Annotated in this window: 17 protein-coding genes; 7 read left to right on the top strand and 10 right to left on the bottom strand. The window is 62.5% G+C overall.

The genetic code is table 11. The features are described from left to right. Nucleotides 1-11: 11 nt before the first annotated feature. Both AC07TV_RS04045 and AC07TV_RS04050 read left to right on the top strand, forming a co-directional pair. Nucleotides 12-1,937: a sensor histidine kinase gene (locus AC07TV_RS04045; RefSeq protein WP_494647118.1), complete on the top strand. Its 1,926-nt coding sequence runs from the start codon at nucleotides 12-14 to the stop codon at nucleotides 1,935-1,937. Continuing rightward, nucleotides 1,934-3,253, top strand: a complete 1,320-nt coding sequence (locus AC07TV_RS04050) for a sigma-54-dependent transcriptional regulator (RefSeq protein ID WP_494647119.1) — start codon at nucleotides 1,934-1,936, stop codon at nucleotides 3,251-3,253. Before AC07TV_RS04045 ends, AC07TV_RS04050 begins: the two co-directional genes overlap by 4 nt. Nucleotides 3,254-3,436: 183 nt before the next feature. On the opposite strand, the gene AC07TV_RS04055 is transcribed toward AC07TV_RS04050, so the two are convergent. The 10 genes from AC07TV_RS04055 to AC07TV_RS04100 all read right to left on the bottom strand — a co-directional run bounded on the left by AC07TV_RS04055 (nucleotide 3,437) and on the right by AC07TV_RS04100 (nucleotide 15,792). Then, nucleotides 3,437-3,763, bottom strand: a complete 327-nt coding sequence (locus AC07TV_RS04055) for a FlxA-like family protein (protein WP_494647120.1) — start codon at nucleotides 3,761-3,763, stop codon at nucleotides 3,437-3,439. 454 nt (nucleotides 3,764-4,217) lie between these two features. Beyond that, nucleotides 4,218-5,189, bottom strand: coding sequence for a PEP-CTERM sorting domain-containing protein (locus AC07TV_RS04060; protein ID WP_494647121.1), 972 nt, complete (start codon nucleotides 5,187-5,189; stop codon nucleotides 4,218-4,220). A gap of 589 nt (nucleotides 5,190-5,778) precedes the next feature. Beyond that, nucleotides 5,779-6,954, bottom strand: a complete 1,176-nt coding sequence (locus tag AC07TV_RS04065; protein WP_494647122.1) for a porin — start codon at nucleotides 6,952-6,954, stop codon at nucleotides 5,779-5,781. 132 nt (nucleotides 6,955-7,086) lie between these two features. Beyond that, entirely contained in the window at nucleotides 7,087-8,148 is a 1,062-nt protein-coding gene (locus tag AC07TV_RS04070; protein WP_494647123.1) for an asparaginase, read from the bottom strand. Nucleotides 8,149-8,525: 377 nt separating this feature from the next. Then, nucleotides 8,526-9,281, bottom strand: a complete 756-nt coding sequence (locus AC07TV_RS04075; RefSeq protein WP_494647124.1) for a sulfite exporter TauE/SafE family protein — start codon at nucleotides 9,279-9,281, stop codon at nucleotides 8,526-8,528. Nucleotides 9,282-9,371: 90 nt separating this feature from the next. Continuing rightward, nucleotides 9,372-10,676 carry a dicarboxylate/amino acid:cation symporter gene (locus AC07TV_RS04080; protein WP_494647125.1) on the bottom strand — a complete coding sequence of 435 codons (1,305 nt, stop codon included), beginning with the start codon at nucleotides 10,674-10,676 and terminating at the stop codon, nucleotides 9,372-9,374. Nucleotides 10,677-10,909: 233 nt separating this feature from the next. Continuing rightward, complete coding sequence (gene aspA, locus AC07TV_RS04085) at nucleotides 10,910-12,334, bottom strand: aspartate ammonia-lyase (protein WP_494647126.1); 1,425 nt, start codon at nucleotides 12,332-12,334, stop codon at nucleotides 10,910-10,912. 293 nt (nucleotides 12,335-12,627) lie between these two features. Then, the gene (locus AC07TV_RS04090) at nucleotides 12,628-13,317 is read right to left on the bottom strand and encodes a phosphatase PAP2 family protein (protein ID WP_494647127.1); all 690 of its coding nucleotides are present in this window, start codon (nucleotides 13,315-13,317) and stop codon (nucleotides 12,628-12,630) included. Next, nucleotides 13,298-14,761 (bottom strand): glycosyltransferase family 39 protein, encoded by a 1,464-nt coding sequence (locus tag AC07TV_RS04095; protein ID WP_494647128.1) that lies wholly within the window; start codon nucleotides 14,759-14,761, stop codon nucleotides 13,298-13,300. Before AC07TV_RS04095 ends, AC07TV_RS04090 begins: the two co-directional genes overlap by 20 nt. Continuing rightward, nucleotides 14,758-15,792, bottom strand: a complete 1,035-nt coding sequence (locus AC07TV_RS04100) for a glycosyltransferase family 2 protein (RefSeq protein WP_494647129.1) — start codon at nucleotides 15,790-15,792, stop codon at nucleotides 14,758-14,760. Before AC07TV_RS04100 ends, AC07TV_RS04095 begins: the two co-directional genes overlap by 4 nt. A gap of 147 nt (nucleotides 15,793-15,939) precedes the next feature. Between AC07TV_RS04100 and AC07TV_RS04105 the strand changes: the two genes are divergently transcribed. From AC07TV_RS04105 to AC07TV_RS04125, 5 genes are all read left to right on the top strand, one after another. Continuing rightward, a complete protein-coding gene (locus AC07TV_RS04105; protein ID WP_494647130.1) occupies nucleotides 15,940-16,512 on the top strand; it encodes an aminodeoxychorismate/anthranilate synthase component II in 573 nt (190 codons plus the stop codon). Then, a complete protein-coding gene (gene trpD / locus AC07TV_RS04110; RefSeq protein WP_494647131.1) occupies nucleotides 16,509-17,531 on the top strand; it encodes an anthranilate phosphoribosyltransferase in 1,023 nt (340 codons plus the stop codon). The genes AC07TV_RS04105 and trpD overlap by 4 nt, the downstream gene beginning before the upstream one ends. Further along, entirely contained in the window at nucleotides 17,528-18,316 is a 789-nt protein-coding gene (gene trpC / locus AC07TV_RS04115) for an indole-3-glycerol phosphate synthase TrpC (protein ID WP_494647132.1), read from the top strand. The genes trpD and trpC overlap by 4 nt, the downstream gene beginning before the upstream one ends. Before the next feature lie 64 nt (nucleotides 18,317-18,380). Continuing rightward, nucleotides 18,381-18,803, top strand: coding sequence for a nucleotidyltransferase substrate binding protein (locus tag AC07TV_RS04120; protein WP_494647133.1), 423 nt, complete (start codon nucleotides 18,381-18,383; stop codon nucleotides 18,801-18,803). Beyond that, nucleotides 18,803-19,138 (top strand): nucleotidyltransferase family protein, encoded by a 336-nt coding sequence (locus AC07TV_RS04125; RefSeq protein ID WP_494647134.1) that lies wholly within the window; start codon nucleotides 18,803-18,805, stop codon nucleotides 19,136-19,138. Before AC07TV_RS04120 ends, AC07TV_RS04125 begins: the two co-directional genes overlap by 1 nt. Nucleotides 19,139-19,213: the final 75 nt, after the last annotated feature.

The raw sequence follows: 19,213 nt of genomic DNA on the forward strand, positions 1-19,213 counted from the left end.
CTAATCTGACCATGCCCGACGCCCGCCAGCCCATCCCGATCTCCCTGACCAAGCCGCATCGCGTCCTTGGGATGGCCGCGGTGATGATCCTGATCCTGGTCACCGCGCTCCTCGCCTACCGGGTTTCCGAGAAGCAGGGCTTCAGCCAGATGCGTGACGAGGCCAGTCACCAGCTCGACATTCTGGCTGCCGCCATCGACAGCGAAGTGACGCGGCACGCCTCGATTCCCAGCGCCGTCGAGCTGAATCCCGACGTCCTCGCCCTGCTGCGCGCCCCGGCCGACCGGCAGGACGTGTTGCAGCCCCCGGCCAACCGCTTCCTGCAAAAACTCAACGACCATCTCGGCGGGCCGGCCATTTTCGTGCTCGACACCAGCGGACGGGTCGTCGCTTCGAGCGACTGGATCTTTTCCGACAACCTGCTCGGCGCCGATCTCTCCTACATGCCGCTGTTTCGCGGCGCCGTCGCCGGCACGCCGGGCCGGCACTACGCCGTCGACAACGTGCGCAAGGAGCCGGGCTATTTCTTTGCGCTACCCATCCGCGACGAACAACAGGACTGGAGGGTGATCGGCGTCGCCGTCGTCAAATCCAGTCTGCATGAACTCGAGCGGCGCTGGCTCGGCCAGGAGGCGCCGGCCCTGATCGTCGACGCCAACGGCATCGTGCTCCTCGCCTCGCCGCCCGAGTGGCGCTACGCCACGCTGCAGCCGCAAAGCCCGGCAGTGCTGGCGCGCATCAGCCAGGAGCAGTTCGCCGGCCAGCCGCTCGGCGCCGCCTCGCTCGACATCGCCATCGAGGCGGCGCAGGAGGGCACCGTGGTTCGTCTGTCACGCCAGCTCAAGCCCGACCCCGGCCCGCTGCAAGGCGCCAAGTCCTACCTCGCCCTGAGCCGCCACCTGCCGGGAACGGCCTGGCGCATCGTCGTCTTCTCCGACCTGCGCCCGGTCTCCGTCCAGGCCTCGACCCACGCTGCGCTGGCCGCCGCGGCCATCGGCTGTTTCCTGCTCTGGCTGGCCTTCCTGAGTCAGCGCCGGCGTCTCGCACGCGGTCGCGAGGAAGCCCGCGCCATGCTCGAACAGGCCAATCAGGAACTCGAGCGCAAGGTCGAGGCGCGCACCGCCGACCTCTCCGAAGCCGTCACCGGCCTACAGCGCGAAGTCGCCGAGCGCCAGCGCGCCGAGCAGACCCTGCGTGCCGCCCAGGACGAACTGGTCCAGGCCGCCAAGCTCGCCGTGCTCGGCCAGATGGCGACCGGCATCACCCACGAGCTGTCGCAACCGCTCGGCGCCATCCGCACGCTGTCGGCCAACGCCGTTGAGTTCATGCATCGCGGCGACCTCGCCACCGCCGAAAAGAATCTCGGCATCGTCGGCCAACTGGCTGAACAGGCCGGCGGCATCATCACGCCGCTCAAGACCTTCGCCCGCAAGTCGCCGGCCGTGTCGGTGGCGGTTGATGTGGCACAGGCGGTCGATGCTGCCCTGTTCCTGTTCGACGCCCGGCTGAAAAAGCTCAATGTCACGGTCAACCGGAATTTTGGCCCAAAATCGGAAATCGCCTGGTGCGACCAGAACCGCCTGCAACAGGTGCTGGTCAATCTGATCGGCAACGCCATCGACGCCATGGCCGACGAGCCGGAACGCCGCCTGAGCTTCAGCGCCGAACGCGCCAGTTCCGGCCAGCTTGCCCTGGCTGTCTGCGACAGCGGATTCGGCTTTACCGAAGAAGCCCTCGAACATCTGTTCGAGCCGTTCTTCACCACCAAGCAGCCGGGCGAAGGCCTCGGCCTTGGCCTGACCATTTCGCGCGACATCCTGCGCGATTTTGGCGGCGACCTGCTGGCCGGTCCGGCGCCCGGCGGCGGCGCCCGTTTCGTCATCCTGCTGCCGGCCGTGCCGTCGGCCACCACCACGCCTGAAAAGGGGTTGTCATGAAGCCCGAACTGTCCGTCCTGCTCGTCGAAGACGATCCCAATGTCCGCCTCGGTTGCGAGCAGGCCATGCAACTGGCCGGCATCACCGTCGACGCCGTGGACTCGGCCGAAGAGGCGCAGCGCCGCCTGCGTGCCGGCTATCCGGGCATCGTCGTCACCGACATGCGCCTGCCCGGCATCGACGGCATGGCCCTGCTGCGCTGGGTCGTCGAGCTCGACGCCGATCTGCCGGTCATCATCATCACCGGCCACGGCGACGTCACCCTGGCCGTCGAAGCCATGCGCAGCGGCGCCTACGACTTCATGCAGAAACCGTTCTCGACCAGCGATCTGGTCGACGTCGTGCGCCGCGCGCTGGAAAAACGCGAACTGGTCCTCGAAGTCGACGCCCTGCGTCGTCGCCTCGATCATCGCGACAACCTTGAATCCCGCCTGATCGGCCGTTCACCGCAAATGGCCAAGGTCCGCCAGTTGATCCTCGACGTCGCCGGAGCGGCCGTCGACGTGCTGATCTTCGGCGAAACCGGCACCGGCAAGGAAATGGTCGCCCGCTGCCTGCATGACCTCAGCCACCCCGGCCAGCAGAATTACGTCGCGCTCAATTGCGGCGGCATGTCCGACAACCTGCTCGACAGCGAACTCTTCGGCCACGAGCCGGGCGCCTTCACCGGCGCCCAGAAACGGCGCATCGGCAAGATCGAGTACGCCAGCGGCGGCACGCTCTTCCTCGACGAAGTCGAATCGATGCCGGTCAACATGCAGATCAAGCTGCTCCGCGTGCTACAGGAAAGGGTCATCGAACGCCTCGGCTCGAACCAGCAAATCCCCGTTTCCTGCCGCGTCGTCGCCGCCAGCAAGGAAGACCTCAAGCAGCTTTCCGACCACGGAAAATTCCGCGCCGATCTCTACTACCGCCTCAACGTCGTGCGCATCGAACTGCCCCCGCTGCGCGAACGGCGCGAAGACATCCCGGCGCTCTACGACGAATTCCTGCTCCACGCCGCCAAACGCTACAACCGCCCGCCGCCACCACTGACCTCCGAATACCTGCGTCGCCTCATGGCGCAAGACTGGCCGGGTAACATCCGCGAACTGCGCAACGCCGCCGACTGCCACGCGCTGGGCATCGGCCGCGACGCCATGGCCTCCGCCAGCGGCGCCGCCCAATCGCTGACCGAAGCCGTCGAAAACTACGAACGCGGCCTCGTCGCCGACGAATTCACCCGCCAGGAAGGCAACATCGCCCGCACCAGCGAAGCCCTCAAAATCGCCCGCACGACGCTGCACGACAAGCTCAAAAAATACGGGTTGATCTGATCGGCGGCCATCGAACAGTCGCCGCCAAAAAGTTCAATTTTGGCCTTTTTTTCCGGTTGACCGTGGCATCCCACTTCCCGAACAGCGGGGATCGCCAGATCCGGCGCGATTTGACCTGCCCCTCCCCTGACAAGGGGAGGCCGGGAGGGGTTTCGGTCTCGTCAGTCAAAACCGTAGCTCACCCTAAACAAACTCATCCACATTAACCCCAAACGTGCCGCTTTCCGCCTTGGCCGCAGGTTGTGCGGCCGTTGTGCTGCTCGCCTGAGCGGCCTGTTTTTCCTGAGCCCTGAGTTGCGCAATCTGCGCCTGTATTTGAGCGATTTGCGCCTGCAACAGCTTGATCTTTTCCGCGCTGTCGCCGGACGTATCCTTCTGCGCAGTCTTCAACTGCTTCTGCAAAGCCTGCAACTGTTTTTCAAGCGCCGCAATCTGCGCGCTGTTTCCACTACCCGAGCTGGTGGAAGCGGAGATGCCGGTTGTACTCGGAACACTAGCAATCGATGTCATTTCAAGGCCTCATGCCGTTTGGTTTGGTAAACCTGTTATCGGCTTGAAGCAGTGCAATGCTGACGGCGCAGAGGGTAAAACCAGGTAAAGATCGGAAGTGCTTGGCTTCTATAAACCGTGGTCTGTCCCTTATTTTCCCGAAATAGGCTTCGCCAAGCGTGTCGCGCACTGCGTTATATTCATGGACCACGGGGGGATCGTCGAGGACGACAGCAGGGAGGCGTTTTTCGCCAACTCGCGTTCGGAGCGCGCGCAACAGTTCCATACCAAGATTTTGCAGCACTGAAAACACATGAGCCAGGTGGAAGCCCCTGCGTGAGCAACTTGTCTACTGCGAACTCATGGCCTGACTGAAATCGCCGCAGAAAACAAGAAAGCCGCCAGATGGATGGCGGCTTTCTTTATAGACAGCAGAGCACTGGAAAGCCCTCATCCTTCCATGTATTTAGCTTGGTTACACGGGCTTTGCAGCGTGCCGGCGAGCCAGTGCGAGAGAGGCGAGCGCGAGTCCGAGCAGGGCCGGGACTGTTGGTTCAGGAACCTGCGACGTTCTTTCGTTTGAGACGAGGAACAGCTGTTCAAAGCCGTTGTCGATCTTGACGTCGTTGCAGGTGCCACCCCATGCTGTCTCGGAAATACATCCCAATTTCAGATCAAGGTGCAGGGTGTATGCCTTGAGTAGGTCATCGCTTGTGTTGGCAAACAGGTCATCCAGCCATTGGTTCAGCAGGGGGACGTCGGCTGCGTAGGCGACATGATCGGCGCCAAGATTATGGCTAACACCATTTACCACGCCGCCGGACAGCACATAATCGGTGCTCGCAAATCCTGTGGTTGGCAGTACATCACCGGGGTTGTAGGTCGTGGCATCTCCGAGGATTACTCCGCCTGCGCCATAGGCTGCACCGGTATTGCTCAGATAGAGATTGCGATTCACCAAGGAGCCGTTGGGGTTCGTCAGCCAGAGCTTTGCCCAGATTGCCAGGTTTTGGTCAGCCGCGGTGTCGTTGTTATTGAACAGAAACAGTGCGGAGCCTCCGTTGAGGAAACCTTTCAGGGCGAACAGGTTGGCATCCCAAGTATTGGCGTTGTTGTTGGCTATACCGGCCTTGTTGCCCGGATCGGTGACATTCACCGCACCAGCGATGCTGGCGTAGGTGGGTGACGAGCCGTTTGGCACGCCGTATGTGTCATCAAAACCTGCTACGTTGGTTGTTACGCCTTGCCCGTTGGACCCTGTATAAATGACGACGGAGTCCATAATCTGGCCTGGGCCTGATTTGATATCGATTCCGGCCAAAGGCATTGAGTAGGAGTTAACGTTGCCGTAGGTAGCATAACCCACCGTCGAGAGGTCAACTAACGGCCCAGCTTGGGATGCGAATGGAACTGCCAGCGCGAGCGCACAAAACAATAGTTTCTTCATGATATCCACCTTGAAAACGACTTTTTACTGATGTGTGTTGCCTTAAGCATAGGCCGTGCCACATAAAATATATATCGTCTTTTTTCAATAAAATTGTTCTGATACAGTTTCTTGTTGTAATTAGTAATGTCGTTATCATGTTTTGCCAATTTGGTATCTGTAAAGCGAACCGACAGTTCTTGGCTCGCCGAGCCAGTCCGCATCTTTGCTTGACTTTGGCGCTGATGGCGCTATTCGGATGGGGGGTGTATCCAGCCGAGCTTTCGGAAAATCCATTCCGTCAGCGACCGGCAGAAATAGGTCGCAAACCACGCGAAGATGGTGTCGGACAGGAAGTGTCCGCCAGCCGTTATTCTGATCACCGCAAAGTATCCGGCAAGAACCAGGCTGGCCAGTAGCCAGCGGCAACGGGGGGGGGGCTGTGCGCCCAGCCAGTCGAAAGCCATGATGAAAGCGGCGGTGGCGACATCAGCGAATAATCGGGGACAGACCACGGTTTTCAAAGCGCAGGTGCTATCTGTAAACAGTGGGCTGTCCCCGATTCCACAACCGACACCCCGGAACGGCAATAGCCGCCCGGGGCTCCCGCTTAGAACCAGTACTGATAACCCAACGCCAGCCCGTAAGCCGAATCGCCCGGATTGACCGTGTAGTTGGCGGCTGAGCTGGTGCCCATCGGGACCAGGGCCGAGCCGGCGCTGTTCTTGTGGGCGGAGAAGATGCCGTAGACGGCGGATTGGGCGCCGATGCTTTCTAGCCAGCCGATGGTGGCGACGCTTCCCTTGTTGTCCGGGTTGCTGTTCTCTGTCTTGCCTTCGCCGTAGGAGAGCAGCAGTTTGCCGGTGCCGGTGACGGCTGTGCGGCTGCCGACCATCCATTCATTGCGCGTCGTCTTGAGGCCACCGTCCGGCGTCGTGACGGCATGGCCGTAGCCGGCCAGCAGCTTGGTTTTCATGATCTGGTAGCCGACGCCGATGAAGGCGTTTTCGGTGTGCGTCGTCGCGCTGCTGGCATGGTCGTCGTCCTGGTAGGCGACGCTCATGTCGAAGGGACCGTTTTCGTAATTGACGGCGAGGGCCATGGCGTCCGACGACTTGCCGGTTTCGCCGCCGAGCGCCAGCATGACATTGGCGCTCAGACCCTTGAATTTCGGCGTGGCATAGACCAGCGAGTTGTCGAAGCGGGTGGCGCCGGTGCTGACGTTGCCGTCGGTGGTCGGCGAGCCGTAACCCTGCTCGTAGGCGTCGTAATTGATGATGGCGTTGTAGACCGGCGAGTACTGGCGGCCGGCGGTCAGGCGCCCGTATTTGCCTTCGATGCCGGCGTAAGCCTGGCGACCGAGCAGGCGCCCGCCCTGGGCCAGCGTGCCCTTGTTGAGGAAGATGCCGCTTTCCAGTTGGAAGACGCCACGGACGCCTTCCGTGATGTCGGCGCCACCCTTGACGCCGAGGCGGGTGCCGTTGAGACCGCCGGATTCGAGCGACAGCCGGTCGCCCTTGCCGCCACCGCTGTTGTATTCGGTGAACAGGTCGATCTTGCCGTAGACCGTGACGTTGGCGTTGGCACCGAGCGAGGAGTTGGAGAGGACCGGCGCCTTGCTCTCCGGCGCGGCGCGCGGGGCTTCCTTGGCCTGGGCTTCAAGCTGGGCGATGCGCTCCTGCATTTTTTGCATGGCGGCCTTCATGTCGTCCAGTTCGCCGGCCTGGGCGGGGGCGAAGGCCGAGCAGAGGCCGGCGGCGGTCATGGCGAGTACGAGTTTTTTCATGGTGCGTTCCTTGATTCGAGAAAAAGTGGGTCCCTGCCGGCATTGGCGATGCGGCATCAGTGTCTTGTCTGATACGGGGGGCTGGCGGGCCGTTGGGCCCGCCGGTGGTTCAGCTAATCAAACTGCGCTGGCTCAGTATTCCCAGAAAATGCGCTGGAGTTCCTTGCTGTCGCTGGTCTTGGTCATGGCGACGGCGGCCAGGATGCGGGCCTTCTGCGGGTTGAGGTCATGCGCCACGACCCAGTCGTACTGGTCGTCCGGCTGTTCGGCATTGCGCAGCACGAAACCGCCGGCATTGACGTGCGAGGAGCGGATGATCTGCACGCCCTTGGCGCGCAGTTCGCGCAGGGCCGGGACGACGCGGGCGGCGACCGAACCGTTGCCGGTGCCGGCGTGGATGATGGCCTTGGCACCCTTGTCAGCCAGCGCGCGATAGGCGGTGTCGCTGACGTTGCCATGGCCGTAGGCGATTTCAACCGGGGTCAGGGCGCTGATCTTTTCGATGTCGAATTCGGAGTTGACCGTGTGACGCTTGGCCGGCAGGCGGAACCAGTAGTTCTTGCCCTCGACGACCATGCCGAGCGCGCCCCACGGGCTCTTGAAGGCTTCGGTCTTGATGTTGATCATCTTGGAGACGTCGCGACCGCTGTTCAACTCGTCGTTCATCGTCACCAGCACGCCCTTGCCGCGCGCATCCTGGCTGGCGGCGACGCTCACCGCGTTCGACAGGTTGAGCATGCCGTCAGCCGACATGGCCGTGCCCGGACGCATCGAACCGACAACGACGATGGGCTTGTCGGTATGGACGACGAGGTTCAGGAAGTAGGCGGTTTCTTCGAGGGTGTCGGTGCCGTGGGTGACGACGATGCCATCGACGTCGCCCTGCTTGGCCAGTGCGGCGACGCGCTTGCCGAGGGTGACGAGGTGCTCGTTGGTGAAACTTTCGGAAGCGATCTGGAAGACCTGTTCGCCACGTACTTGGGCGACGTCGGCGAGGGTCGGAATGCCGGCGATCAATTTATCGACCGGTACCTTCGCGGCTTGGTAGGTGGCGCTCTTGGCAATATCGGCCCCGGCCCCGGCGATGGTGCCGCCGGTAGCGAGGATGACGACATTGGGCTTGTCGGCGAAGGCGGGCAGCGCCTGACAGAAGGCTACGGCGATCAGCGCGCAGCGGGCGAGGAAGCGGTTCATTGAATCTCCTTGTGCATTGAAGAAACCCGGGGTTGGTTTCGTGCTTGTTAATCAGCACGGGCCATGCCAGATATTCAGGTGATGCTATTTGTTTTTATGTGATTGATTTGTTTGGGAATGGTTTTGTGGTGCCCGGTGTTTTTGACGGAATGTCGAGGCTTGGCCGACGCGGGGCATCGGTTTTTCGATGGGGTAGGCCGGCCTGCGACCTGGTGTTTGTGATGCAAACCCCTCCCCAGCCCTCCCCTTGTCAGGGGAGGGAGCTTGATCGCGCGCGGTTTTGGTGTGCTCCTCCCCTGATAAGGGGAGGCCGGGAGGGGTTTCGGCCTTTTCAATTAAAACGGCTTCCAGGTTTCAGAAAGACCGTGGGCAGCCACTCAGAAGATTTCAACCAACTGCTTGACGATCAGCACGCCGACGACGCCGAGGAAAGCCTTGCGGATGAAGCCGGCGCCGTGTTTCAGCGCGAGGTGGGTGCCGACGTAGGCGCCGGCCAGGTTGCAGGCCGCCATGGTCAGGCCGACTGCCCACAGGATGGGGCCGTGGCTGGCGAAGAAGCCGATGGCTGAAACGTTGGTGGCGAAATTGACGACCTTGGCGCTGGCCGAGGCGCGGATGAAATCCATGCCGAAGACGCGGACGAAGCCGAAAATCAGGAAGCTGCCGGTGCCCGGCCCGAAGAAGCCGTCGTAGAAGCCGATGACCAGCCCGAACAGGGCGCCGCGCCAAAGGTCGCCGGGACGCGGCTCGTGGGTTTCCTCCTGCCCCAGGTTCTTGCGCAGGAAGGTGTAGATGGCAACGGTCAGCATCATGACGACGACCAGCGGCCGCATCGCTTCGCGCGGAATCCAGGCGACCACGGCGGCACCCAGCCAGGCGCCGAGCAGCGCGGCGGCCGTGGCGGGCAGCACCAGTCGCCAGGGAATGCGCACGGCGCGGGCGTAGCGCCACAGCGAGGCGCCGGTGCCGGCGATGCTCGATACCTTGTTGGTGCCGAACAGCGTCGGGATGCCGGTCTGCGGGAAGGCGGAGAGCAGCACCGGAATCTGGATCAGACCGCCGCCGCCGACCACGGCGTCGACCATGCCGGCGAAGAAGGCGGCGGGAGCGAGGATGAACCAGTCGATAGTCATGGCGAACTCAAAAAAATGACCCGGCGCGGGGGCGCCGGGTCGTCAAAAAAGGTTCGGCGCGAGGGCGGCCGAACCTCAGAGGAGGGATGGTCAGGCGGTGACTGGCACGGCATCTTCGCCGGCTGCCGGCAGCGCATCATCGACATCGGCGAGGGATTCGTCGACCGGGTCGATGGCCTGTTCCCACTTGGCGACGACGGCGGTGGCGATGGCGTTGCCGAGTACGTTGGTCGCCGTGCGCCCCATGTCGAGGAAGTGGTCGATGCCGAGGATGAGCAGCAGGCCGGCCTCGGGGAGGCCGAACATCGGCAGCACGGCGGCCACGACGACCAGCGATGAACGCGGCACACCGGCAACGCCCTTGCTCGAGATCATGAGGACCAGCAGCATGGTGATCTGCGTCCCCAGACTCAGGTCGATGCCGTAGGCCTGGCCGATGAACAGCGCGGCAAAGGCGCAGTAGAGCATCGAGCCGTCGAGGTTGAAGGAGTAACCGAGCGGCAGGACGAAGCCGGTGATGCGGTCCTTGACGCCGAATTTCTCGAGCTGCTCCATCAGCTTGGGGTAGGCCGATTCGCTGCTGGCCGTCGAGAAGCCGAGCAGCATCGGGCTGCGCACCAGCTTGATCAGGCGGAAGACTTCCTTGCCAAGCACGAAGTAACCGGCCGCGATGAGCACCAGCCACAGTACGGCGAGGGCGATGTAGAAGCTGGCCAGCAGCTTGCCGAAGACGACCAGCATGCCCAAGCCCTGCGTCGTGATGATGCCGGCGACGGCGCCAAAAACGCCGATCGGGGCGAAGCGCATGACGTAGTCGGTGACCTTGAGCATGACGTGCACGACTTCTTCCATCGTGTTCACCAGGCTGCGCGCTGCCTGGTTGTGCAGGTGGCCGAGCGCCAGGCCGAAGAAGACGGCGAAGACGAGGATCTGCAGGATTTCATTGGCGGCCATCGCCTCGAAGAAATTCTTCGGGAAGACGTGGGTGATGAAATCCTTGAGGTTCAGCGCGCTGGTTTTCAGGCCGACGGCGGCACCCAGCTCGGGCAACGGCACACCGAGATCGGCGCCGGGTTGCAGCAGATTGGCGAAGACCAGGCCGAGCGCCAGCGAGCACAGCGAGGCGGCGACGAACCAGCCGAGCGCCTTGGCGCCGATCCGGCCGACCGTCTTCGAATCACCCATGCCAGCCAGGCCGACGACCAGGGTGGCAAAGACCAGCGGGGCGATGATCATCTTGATCAGGCGCAGGAAGATGTCGGTCAGGATGCCGAAATAGCCGGCGATTTCCTTGGCGGCGGCCGGGCCGCCGGCCATGGTGTTGCAGGCGTAGCCGACAATGACGCCGAGCACCATGGCGATCATGATCAGGGTGGTTAACCGGTTCATTTTCATGATGGTTTCCTTGTTGTGTGCATTGAATGAAAGGCTTGCTTGGAAGTGGTTTGCGATCTTTTGTCGGTCATCCAAACCCCTCCCCAGCCCTCCCCTTGTCAGGGGAGGGAGCTTGATCGCGCACGATTTGGTTTGCTCCTCCCCTGACAAGGGGAGGCCGGGAGGGGTTTGCGGACTTTTCAATCAAAACTGCAGCTCGGGTTTGTGACTATCCGAAGATCGAGAACAGGTTCTTATGCCGCCCGCGGCAGGATCATTTGCGGCTTGGTCAGGACTTCAGGGCGCAGGACGTCGGCCAGTTGCTCGGGGCTCATGAGCTTGCGTTCGAGGACGATCTCGGCGACGCCACGGCCGCTCAGGTGGGCTTCGGCGGCGATTTCGGTGGCGTTGGCGTAGCCGATGTACGGGTTCAGTGCGGTGACGATGCCGATCGAGCGCTCGACGCTGGCGCGCAGTGCGTCGCGGTTGGCGGTGATGCCGTCGACACAGTAGTCAGCCAGCGTCTTGCAGCCCTTGCCGAGGTGCAGGACGCTCTTGAACAGGCTGTGGGCGATGATCGGCTCGAAGGCGTTGAGCTGCAGCTGGCCGGCTTCGGCCGCGAAGGTGACGGTGGTGTCGTTGCCGATCACTTCGAAGGCGATCTGGTTGACCACTTCCGGGATGACCGGATTGACCTTGCCCGGCATGATCGACGAGCCGGCCTGGCGCGGCGGCAGGTTGATTTCGCCAAAGCCGGCGCGCGGCCCGGAGGAGAGCAGGCGCAGGTCGTTGCAGACTTTCGACAGTTTCACGGCAACGCGCTTCAAAACGCCAGACAACTGCACGAAGCTGCCGCAGTCCTGCGTCGCCTCGATCAGGTTCGGTGCGGTCAACACCGGAATTCCGCTGATTTCCACCAGCTTGCGGCAGACGATGGCGGCGTAGTCCGGATGGGCGTTGATACCGGTGCCGATGGCGGTGGCGCCGAGGTTCATTTCGCGGATGAGCAGGGCGGCTTCGCGCAGGCGCTCCTCGTCCTCGCCGAGCATGACGGCGTAGGTCGAGAACTCCTGGCCGAGGGTCATCGGCACGGCATCCTGCAACTGGGTGCGGCCCATCTTGAGCACGTCGGCGAATTCTTCGGCCTTGCGCTCGAAGGCGCGGCGCAGGTAGGCCATGGCCTCGACCAGGCGGAAGATGCCGACGTAGGTGGCGAGCTTGAGCGCGGTCGGATAGACGTCGTTGGTCGACTGGCTCATGTTCACGTGCTCGTTCGGGTGCAGGTACTGGTACTCGCCGCGCGCGTGGCCAAGGATTTCGAGTGCCCGGTTGGCGATCACCTCGTTGGCGTTCATGTTGGTCGAGGTGCCGGCGCCGCCCTGGATAACGTCGACGACGAACTGCTCGTGCCACTGGCCGTCGATGACTTCGCGGCAGGCAGCGGCGATGGCGTCGGCGCGTTTGGCGTCAAGCAGGCCGAGCTGGCGGTTGGCCTGGGCAGCGGCCTTCTTGATCTGGGCGAGGGCGCGAATGAGGTCGGGATAGACGGCGATGGAAATGCCCGTGATGTCGAAGTTTTCCAGGGCGCGCAGGGTGTGCACGCCGTAATAGGCGCCGGCCGGGACTTCGCGGTCACCGAGCAGGTCGTGTTCGAGGCGATGGGTTGGTTGTTGGGTCATGTTGTCTCTCCGGTGCGATGTTGTAGTTGGTCCGGCTGGTGTGCCGTCCATTGCCTTGTGTTTGCACGCGTCATGCCAGCAGCCACTGATCCGCCGGGTACTGATTTTTAATGGTTTTTTTGGGGAGGCGAGGCGGAAGTGCCGGATTCCCGAGGTTTTGGCCGGGCGGGCGTTCGGTTTTCCGAGGGCTCGATACTCGGGTTGATCGATCGGGCGCAACCCCAAAAACCAAAAACCGCCGGGTTCGGCGGTTTTTGGTTTTGGGCGTTATTTCCGGTTGACCGTGGAAATGCTCATTTATCGCTCGGCGGTAGCCATTTCAGCCGCCGGAACGCCCATTCCGTCAGCCACAGGCTGAAATAGGTCGCGAACCACGCGAAAATCGTATCGGACAGGAAATGTCCGCCGGCGGTCATGCGCACCACGGCGAGCAGCGTGGCGGTGGCCAGACTGGCGAGCAGCCAGCGGCGGCGCACGGCCGGGGCGGCCAGCCAACCGAATGCCATGACGAAGGCCGCGGTGGCGACATGGCCGCTGACGAAGGAGCAGTTCTTCGGGCACTGGTTGGTCGGCACGAAGGCCGGGGTGAATTTGAACGGGCCGTTGAATTCAGCCACCGTCGCCGGGCGAGCCCGGTGCCAGCCATCCTTGAGCGTGGCATCGACGAGCAGCACTGGCCCGAGCAGTGCGGCGGCGAGCAGGAAGCCGAGGGTCGTCCGCCGTGCATGCAGCCAGCGCTGGCGCTTGAAATTGCTCAGCAGCAGACCGCTGGCGAGGATGACGAGCAGCGCCTGTCCGACACGCGGTGTGCCGCGGTAGAGCAGTTCGAACAGCGGCCAGTTGCCGCCGGAAAAAGCCCATTTGCCGTCCTGATAGAAAACCCGGCTGGCGGCCAGGTCGATCTCCGGAAACCCGACGAAGAGCGCCGCCAGCAGCGCAAACACGACGCCGGCGACGCGAAGCTCAATAACCCTTGAAGTCATGCAGCAGGTAAACATCCATGTCGCGGCTGGTCGTGGTGTCGAGCGGCGCCTTCAGCGTGGCGAGTTTTTCAATACGGGCGAAGCGGGGGGCGAAGTCGGCGCCCGGCGCCGTGTCGGTGATCAGGAGCGCATCCTTGCCGACGTAGGGGCGCAGATCGGTCGTCAGTTTGTAATGGTCGCTGGCGATGCCGGAAGGGTTCCAGCTGGCGGCGGCCGGCTTGAGGTCGCGCAGCTCGTACAGCATGTGGGCGAGCAGGGTGCGGTTGTCGGCGACCAGCACGCTGTCCGGGTGGGCTTGCAGAATTGGTTTCAGTTGCCGGCCCAGTTCATCCCAACCCATGGCCCGCTTGAACGGATTCAATTTTGCCTGTTTTTCCGGGTTGACCGTGGCAATCACCTGCGGCCAGTGATAAACCAGCCCGACGATCAGCAGGTTGATGGCCAGCCCGACAATCAGCAGCTTTTTCTTCTCGCGTTGCAGCAGCCAGGCCACGGCGGCGATGACAGCCGGTGCGAAGGCCGGTGCTGCCCAGTTGGCGTTGGCGCTGCTTTTCATGGCCTGCGCCGAAACGACGATCCACAGCGGCAGCGCAAACCAGAGCAGGAGCCGGGTCCGGTCGTCGCGCCAGCTTTCGCGGACGCGGACGAGGAGCAGCAGGAAAACGCTGCCGAGCACCGGGCCGAAGGCGATCCACTGAGCAGCCCAAAATTCGCCGAGCGAGGCCAGCCCGCCGCCGGCGGCGCGGTTCAAGGTGATGTCGGCGGTGTGCTTGAGGGTCGGGAAATCGTGGGTGACATTCCAGACGATGTTCGGCGCCAGGATCGCCAGTGCCAGCGCAACCGCCAGCCAGGGCTTGGCCGACGCCAGTCGCGGCCGATGAAAAGCCAGCAGGAACAGGAAGGCAGCGCCGAGCCAGGCCGCCATCGTGTATTTGGAGAGCAGGCCGAGGCCGCAAACCACGCCGAGCAGCAGCCAGTCGCCCCACGAATCGCTGTCCAGAGCCCGCAGGAAAGCCCACAGCGCCAGCGCCCAGAACAGCGTGAGCAGGGCATCGGTCGAAACAAACAGGCCGAGCCAGGAAAAAATCGGCAGGGTTAAGACTGCAACGGCCGACCAGAAGGCAACGCGCTCGTCGTAGAGCCGGCGGGCAATCGCCCAACACGCCGCGGCGGCCAGCGGATAGCAGAGCATGGACAGCGCCTTGACGCCGACCAGCCCGTCGCCGAACAGCGCGGTGGACAGCCAGATCAGCGCCGCGACGCCGGGCGGCTTGGAAAAATAGCCCCAATCGAGGTGTTGCGCCCAGGTCCAGTATTGCGCTTCATCGACGTAGAGTGTGATGCCCAGATGGGGCAGTAGCCAGAAGCGCCAGGCGAGCAGGGCGGCCGTCAGGCCAAACAGCAGTTTTACGCTGTTATTCCGGTTGACCGTGGAAAGGCTCACGCCGACTTGTGCCAGCCTTCGTCAGCCGCCAGATCGCGTTCCGGGCGCGCCGAGTAGGAGCGGATGGTGCCGGATTCGAAGTAGATGCGCGCCAATAGTTCGGACAGCACGCCGGTCGTGATGAAGTGAATGCCGGCGATCAACGTGCCGATGCCGACGATGAGCAGCGGACGGCCGCCGATGTTCTCGCCGAGGCCGAACTTGACCCAGGCCAGCCAGGTCATGATCAGCCCGGACAGCGCAGTCAGGCCAAGCCCGATGCCGCCGAAAAAGTGACCCGGGCGGGCGCGGAAGCGCATGAAGAAATAGACCGCGATGAGATCAAGAATGACCCGGAAGGTGCGCGAAATGCCGTACTTCGAAACGCCGGCCGTGCGCGCATGGTGCGTCGTCGGCTCCTGCGCGATGCGGCGCGGCGTCGTGACGGTAGCCAGCCAGGCCGGGATGAAGCGGTGCATTTCGCCATACAGGCGCACGCTCTTGATCACGCTGCCGCGGAAAGCCTTGAGGCTGCAACCATAGTCGCGCAGATGCACGCCGGTCATCCGGGCGATCAGCTTGTTGGCGATCTTCGACGGAATCTTGCGCAGGAACAGGCCGTCCTGACGGTTCTGCCGCCAGCCGGCGACGAGGTCAAGGTCTTCGTTGATCAGCCGGGCAACCATGCGCGGAATGTCGATCGGATCGTTCTGCAGATCGCCGTCCATGGTCACGATCACATCGCCACGCGCCGCGTCGATGCCCGCCTGCATGGCCGCCGTCTGCTTGAAATTGCGAGTCAGCTCAACAACGCGAACGTGCGGGCCATATTCGCGCGAACACTGCACGGCGCGATCCACCGTCGCATCGCTGCTGCCGTCATCGACCAGCACCAGCTCCCACGGATGGTCGTATCCGACCAGCGCCTCATGCACGCGCTTGACCAGTGGCGCGATGTTGTCTTCCTCGTTGTAGAACGGGACGACGATGGAAAGGCTGTGCGGGGGGATGCTGGCAACTGCGGTGGCAACGGTGGCGATGACTTCGCTCATGAATGAATCCGGCGGCAAGTGGCTAAATAAGCGCGCATTTTAACTTGAAAGTCGCTCGGGGGCGCCGAATCTCCCCTCGTTTGCTAGCCGGGGGCGGGGCGGGGCGGTAGAATCCAAGGCTTACGAAACAGGCAAGGAATCAACAGCATGCTGCTGATGATCGACAATTACGACAGCTTCACCTACAACATCGTCCAGTACTTCGGTGAGTTGGGTCAGGACGTCAAGGTTTACCGCAACGATGCCATCACGGTCGACGAAATAGCCCGCCTCAAGCCCGAATATCTGGTGATCTCGCCCGGCCCCTGCGCCCCGGCCCAGGCCGGCATTTCGCTGGCGGCGATCCGCGAGTTTTCCGGCAAGATCCCGCTGCTCGGCGTCTGCCTCGGTCACCAGTCCATCGGTGAAGCCTTCGGTGGCAAGATCGTGCACGCCAAGCAGTTGATGCATGGCAAGGTTTCACCTGTGCATCACAAGGATGTCGGCGTCTTCAAGGGGCTACCGAATCCGCTGACCTGCACGCGCTACCACTCGCTGGCCATCGAACGCGAATCGCTGCCCGATTGCCTCGACATCACCGCGTGGACCGACGACGGCGAAATCATGGGCGTCCGCCACAAGACGCTGGCCGTCGAAGGCGTGCAGTTCCACCCCGAATCCATCCTGACCGAACGCGGTCACGACCTGCTCAAGAACTTTCTGGACGAATTCAAGCAATGACCCCGCAAGCCGCCCTCCAGCGTGTCATCGAACACCGCGAAATTTTCCACGACGAAATGGTCTCCCTGATGCAGCAGATCATGGGCGGCGAAGTCACGCCGGTCATGATCGCCGCCATCATCACCGGCCTGCGCGTCAAGAAGGAAACCATCGGCGAAATCGCCGCGGCCGCGACGGTCATGCGCGAGCTGTCGACCAAGGTCGACATTGCCGACACCAGCCGACTGGTCGACACCTGCGGCACCGGTGGCGATGGTGCCCACACCTTCAATATCTCGACCACCGCCATGTTCGTCGCTGCCGCGGCCGGCGCGCAGGTCGCCAAGCACGGCGGTCGCTCGGTTTCCAGCTCCTCCGGCAGCGCCGACGTGCTCGAAGCGCTTGGCGTCAATCTCAACCTGAAACCCGAGCAAGTCGCCCAGTGCATCGCCGAAACCGGCATCGGCTTCATGTTTGCGCCCAATCACCACAGCGCCATGAAACACGCCGCCCCGGTCCGTCGCGAACTCGGTGTGCGCACCATCTTCAACATTCTCGGCCCGCTGACCAACCCGGCCAACGCGCCGCAGCAGGTCATGGGCGTATTTCACCCCGATCTCGTTGGTATCCAGGTCCGCGTCCTGCAGCGCCTGGGCAGCACCCGGGCGCTGACCGTCTTCGGTCGCGAAGGCTTGGACGAAATCTCCATCTCCGGCCAGACGCTAGTCGGCGAACTGAAGGACGGCCGCGTCAGCGAATACGAAATCCATCCCGAACAGTTCAACCTGCCGGTGCATGACCCGAAAGTGCTGCAAGTCGCCAATATCGAGGAATCGAAAGCCGTCCTGCTCGCCACCCTCGACAACAAGCCCGGCGCCGCCCGCGACATCGTCGCCGTCAACGCCGGCGCCAGCATCTACGTGTCCGGTCAGGCCGAAACCCTGGCCGATGGCGTCGACCAGGCGTTTGAAATGCTCGCCTCCGGCGCTGCCCGGGCCAAGCTCGAACAGTTCGTTGCCGCCACGAAGAAACTCGCATGAGCGACATCCTCAACAAAATCATCGCCACCAAGCGCGAAGAAATTGCTGCCGCGCTGGCCGTCAAACCGCTCGCCGTCGTTGAGGCAGAGGCCGCAGCCCAGCCCGCGCCGCGCGATTTCGTTGGCGCCATCCGCAACAAGATTTCCCACGGTCAACCGGGAATAATCGCCGAAATCAAAAAAGCCAGCCCGTCCAAAGGCGTCATCCGCCCCGACTTTCAACCGGCCGATATCGCCCGCAGCTACGAACAGCACGGTGCCGCCTGCCTGTCGGTGCTCACCGACCGCCAATACTTCCAGGGCTGCCCCGAATACCTACAAGCCGCCCGCGCCGCCTGTAACTTGCCAGTGCTGCGCAAGGACTTCATGGTCGACGCCTATCAGGTCGCCGAAGCCCGCGCCATGGGCGCCGACGCCATCCTGCTCATCGCCGCCGCGCTGACGCTGCCCGAAATGCAAGCCCTCGAAGCGCAGGCCCACGCCTACGGCATGGCCGTGCTGGTCGAGGTGCATAACGGCGAAGAGCTCGACGCCGCCCTGCAACTAAAAACCCCACTCCTCGGCATCAACAACCGCAACCTGCGCACCTTCGAAGTCACTCTGCAAACCACGCTCGGCCTGCTGTCGCGCATCCCCGCCGACAAGATCGTCGTCACCGAAAGCGGCATCCTCGCCCCGGAAGACGTCGCCCTGATGCGCAAAAGCAAAGTCGAAGCCTTCCTTGTTGGCGAAGCCTTCATGCGGGCGCCGGAGCCGGGTGTCGAACTGAAGCGCCTGTTCGCCTGAATTGCAGCATCCCGGGTGTGGGTTCAAGCTAGAATCAACTTGCTCCTTCATTTGGATATGTGCCATGGCTTCGTCGGACCAAGACATTCGCTGGCAGCAGCGCCTCAATAACTATTCACAAGCCCTTGGCCGTCTGTCGGAGGCGGTTGAGTTGGCTGCGCAGAGGCCATTGACCCCGCTTGAACAACAAGGTCTGATTCAGGCCTTCGAATTCACTCACGAGTTAGCCTGGAACGTCATGAAGGATTATTTCTACTGGCAAGGCAACGCAGCCATTACCGGGTCACGTGATGCAACCCGGGAAGCCTATGCCAAGGGGCTGTTGGACGACGGAGAGGGGTGGATGGCAATGATCAAAAGCCGAAACCAGTCATCGCATACCTACAACCAATCGGTTGCCGAAACCATTGTCAATGCAGTCATCGGGCAGTACCACCGCCTTCTCGTAGCCTTTGAGCTGCGCATGCGACAAATCGAGGCAAGGTGATGCTCGTTGCGAAAGCTGGCGATACGGCATTCGGATTGCCGCAGGCCGCCTGCGACCGAATTATTACCGTCTTGAGCGATTACCCGGAAATTGACCGGACTACAATTTTCGGTTCGCGCGCCAAAGGTAATTATCGCCCGGGGTCTGACATTGACCTTTGCCTGGATGCTCCGGCTCTCAGCATGCGTCGCCGCCTGGAGCTTGAAAACAGGCTCGACGATCTTCTTTTGCCCTGGAAAATAGACCTGCTCGTGCGCCAAGAAATCGACAACCAGGCATTGCTCGATCATATCGAGCGTATCGGCGTTACTTTTTGCAACGGGCTTGAGCGCTGACACAAGGCGAGGTATTCGTTTTTGCGTGTTTTGCTGTTGCGTCAAAACAACATAACTTTAGAGAAGCCTCCCAAC

The sequence above is a fragment of the Azonexus sp. GW821-FHT04F04 genome (assembly GCF_059420025.1).

What these genes read in the sequence shown, in the direction of transcription:
- AC07TV_RS04045 (WP_494647118.1), top strand. Translation starts at nt 12, where the DNA reads ATGCCCGACGCCCGCCAGCCCATCCCGATCTCCCTGACCAAGCCGCAT.
- AC07TV_RS04050 (WP_494647119.1), top strand. Translation starts at nt 1,934, where the DNA reads ATGAAGCCCGAACTGTCCGTCCTGCTCGTCGAAGACGATCCCAATGTC.
- AC07TV_RS04055 (WP_494647120.1), bottom strand. Translation starts at nt 3,763, where the DNA reads ATGACATCGATTGCTAGTGTTCCGAGTACAACCGGCATCTCCGCTTCC.
- AC07TV_RS04060 (WP_494647121.1), bottom strand. Translation starts at nt 5,189, where the DNA reads ATGAAGAAACTATTGTTTTGTGCGCTCGCGCTGGCAGTTCCATTCGCA.
- AC07TV_RS04065 (WP_494647122.1), bottom strand. Translation starts at nt 6,954, where the DNA reads ATGAAAAAACTCGTACTCGCCATGACCGCCGCCGGCCTCTGCTCGGCC.
- AC07TV_RS04070 (WP_494647123.1), bottom strand. Translation starts at nt 8,148, where the DNA reads ATGAACCGCTTCCTCGCCCGCTGCGCGCTGATCGCCGTAGCCTTCTGT.
- AC07TV_RS04075 (WP_494647124.1), bottom strand. Translation starts at nt 9,281, where the DNA reads ATGACTATCGACTGGTTCATCCTCGCTCCCGCCGCCTTCTTCGCCGGC.
- AC07TV_RS04080 (WP_494647125.1), bottom strand. Translation starts at nt 10,676, where the DNA reads ATGAAAATGAACCGGTTAACCACCCTGATCATGATCGCCATGGTGCTC.
- aspA (WP_494647126.1), bottom strand. Translation starts at nt 12,334, where the DNA reads ATGACCCAACAACCAACCCATCGCCTCGAACACGACCTGCTCGGTGAC.
- AC07TV_RS04090 (WP_494647127.1), bottom strand. Translation starts at nt 13,317, where the DNA reads ATGACTTCAAGGGTTATTGAGCTTCGCGTCGCCGGCGTCGTGTTTGCG.
- AC07TV_RS04100 (WP_494647129.1), bottom strand. Translation starts at nt 15,792, where the DNA reads ATGAGCGAAGTCATCGCCACCGTTGCCACCGCAGTTGCCAGCATCCCC.
- AC07TV_RS04105 (WP_494647130.1), top strand. Translation starts at nt 15,940, where the DNA reads ATGCTGCTGATGATCGACAATTACGACAGCTTCACCTACAACATCGTC.
- trpD (WP_494647131.1), top strand. Translation starts at nt 16,509, where the DNA reads ATGACCCCGCAAGCCGCCCTCCAGCGTGTCATCGAACACCGCGAAATT.
- trpC (WP_494647132.1), top strand. Translation starts at nt 17,528, where the DNA reads ATGAGCGACATCCTCAACAAAATCATCGCCACCAAGCGCGAAGAAATT.
- AC07TV_RS04120 (WP_494647133.1), top strand. Translation starts at nt 18,381, where the DNA reads ATGGCTTCGTCGGACCAAGACATTCGCTGGCAGCAGCGCCTCAATAAC.
- AC07TV_RS04125 (WP_494647134.1), top strand. Translation starts at nt 18,803, where the DNA reads ATGCTCGTTGCGAAAGCTGGCGATACGGCATTCGGATTGCCGCAGGCC.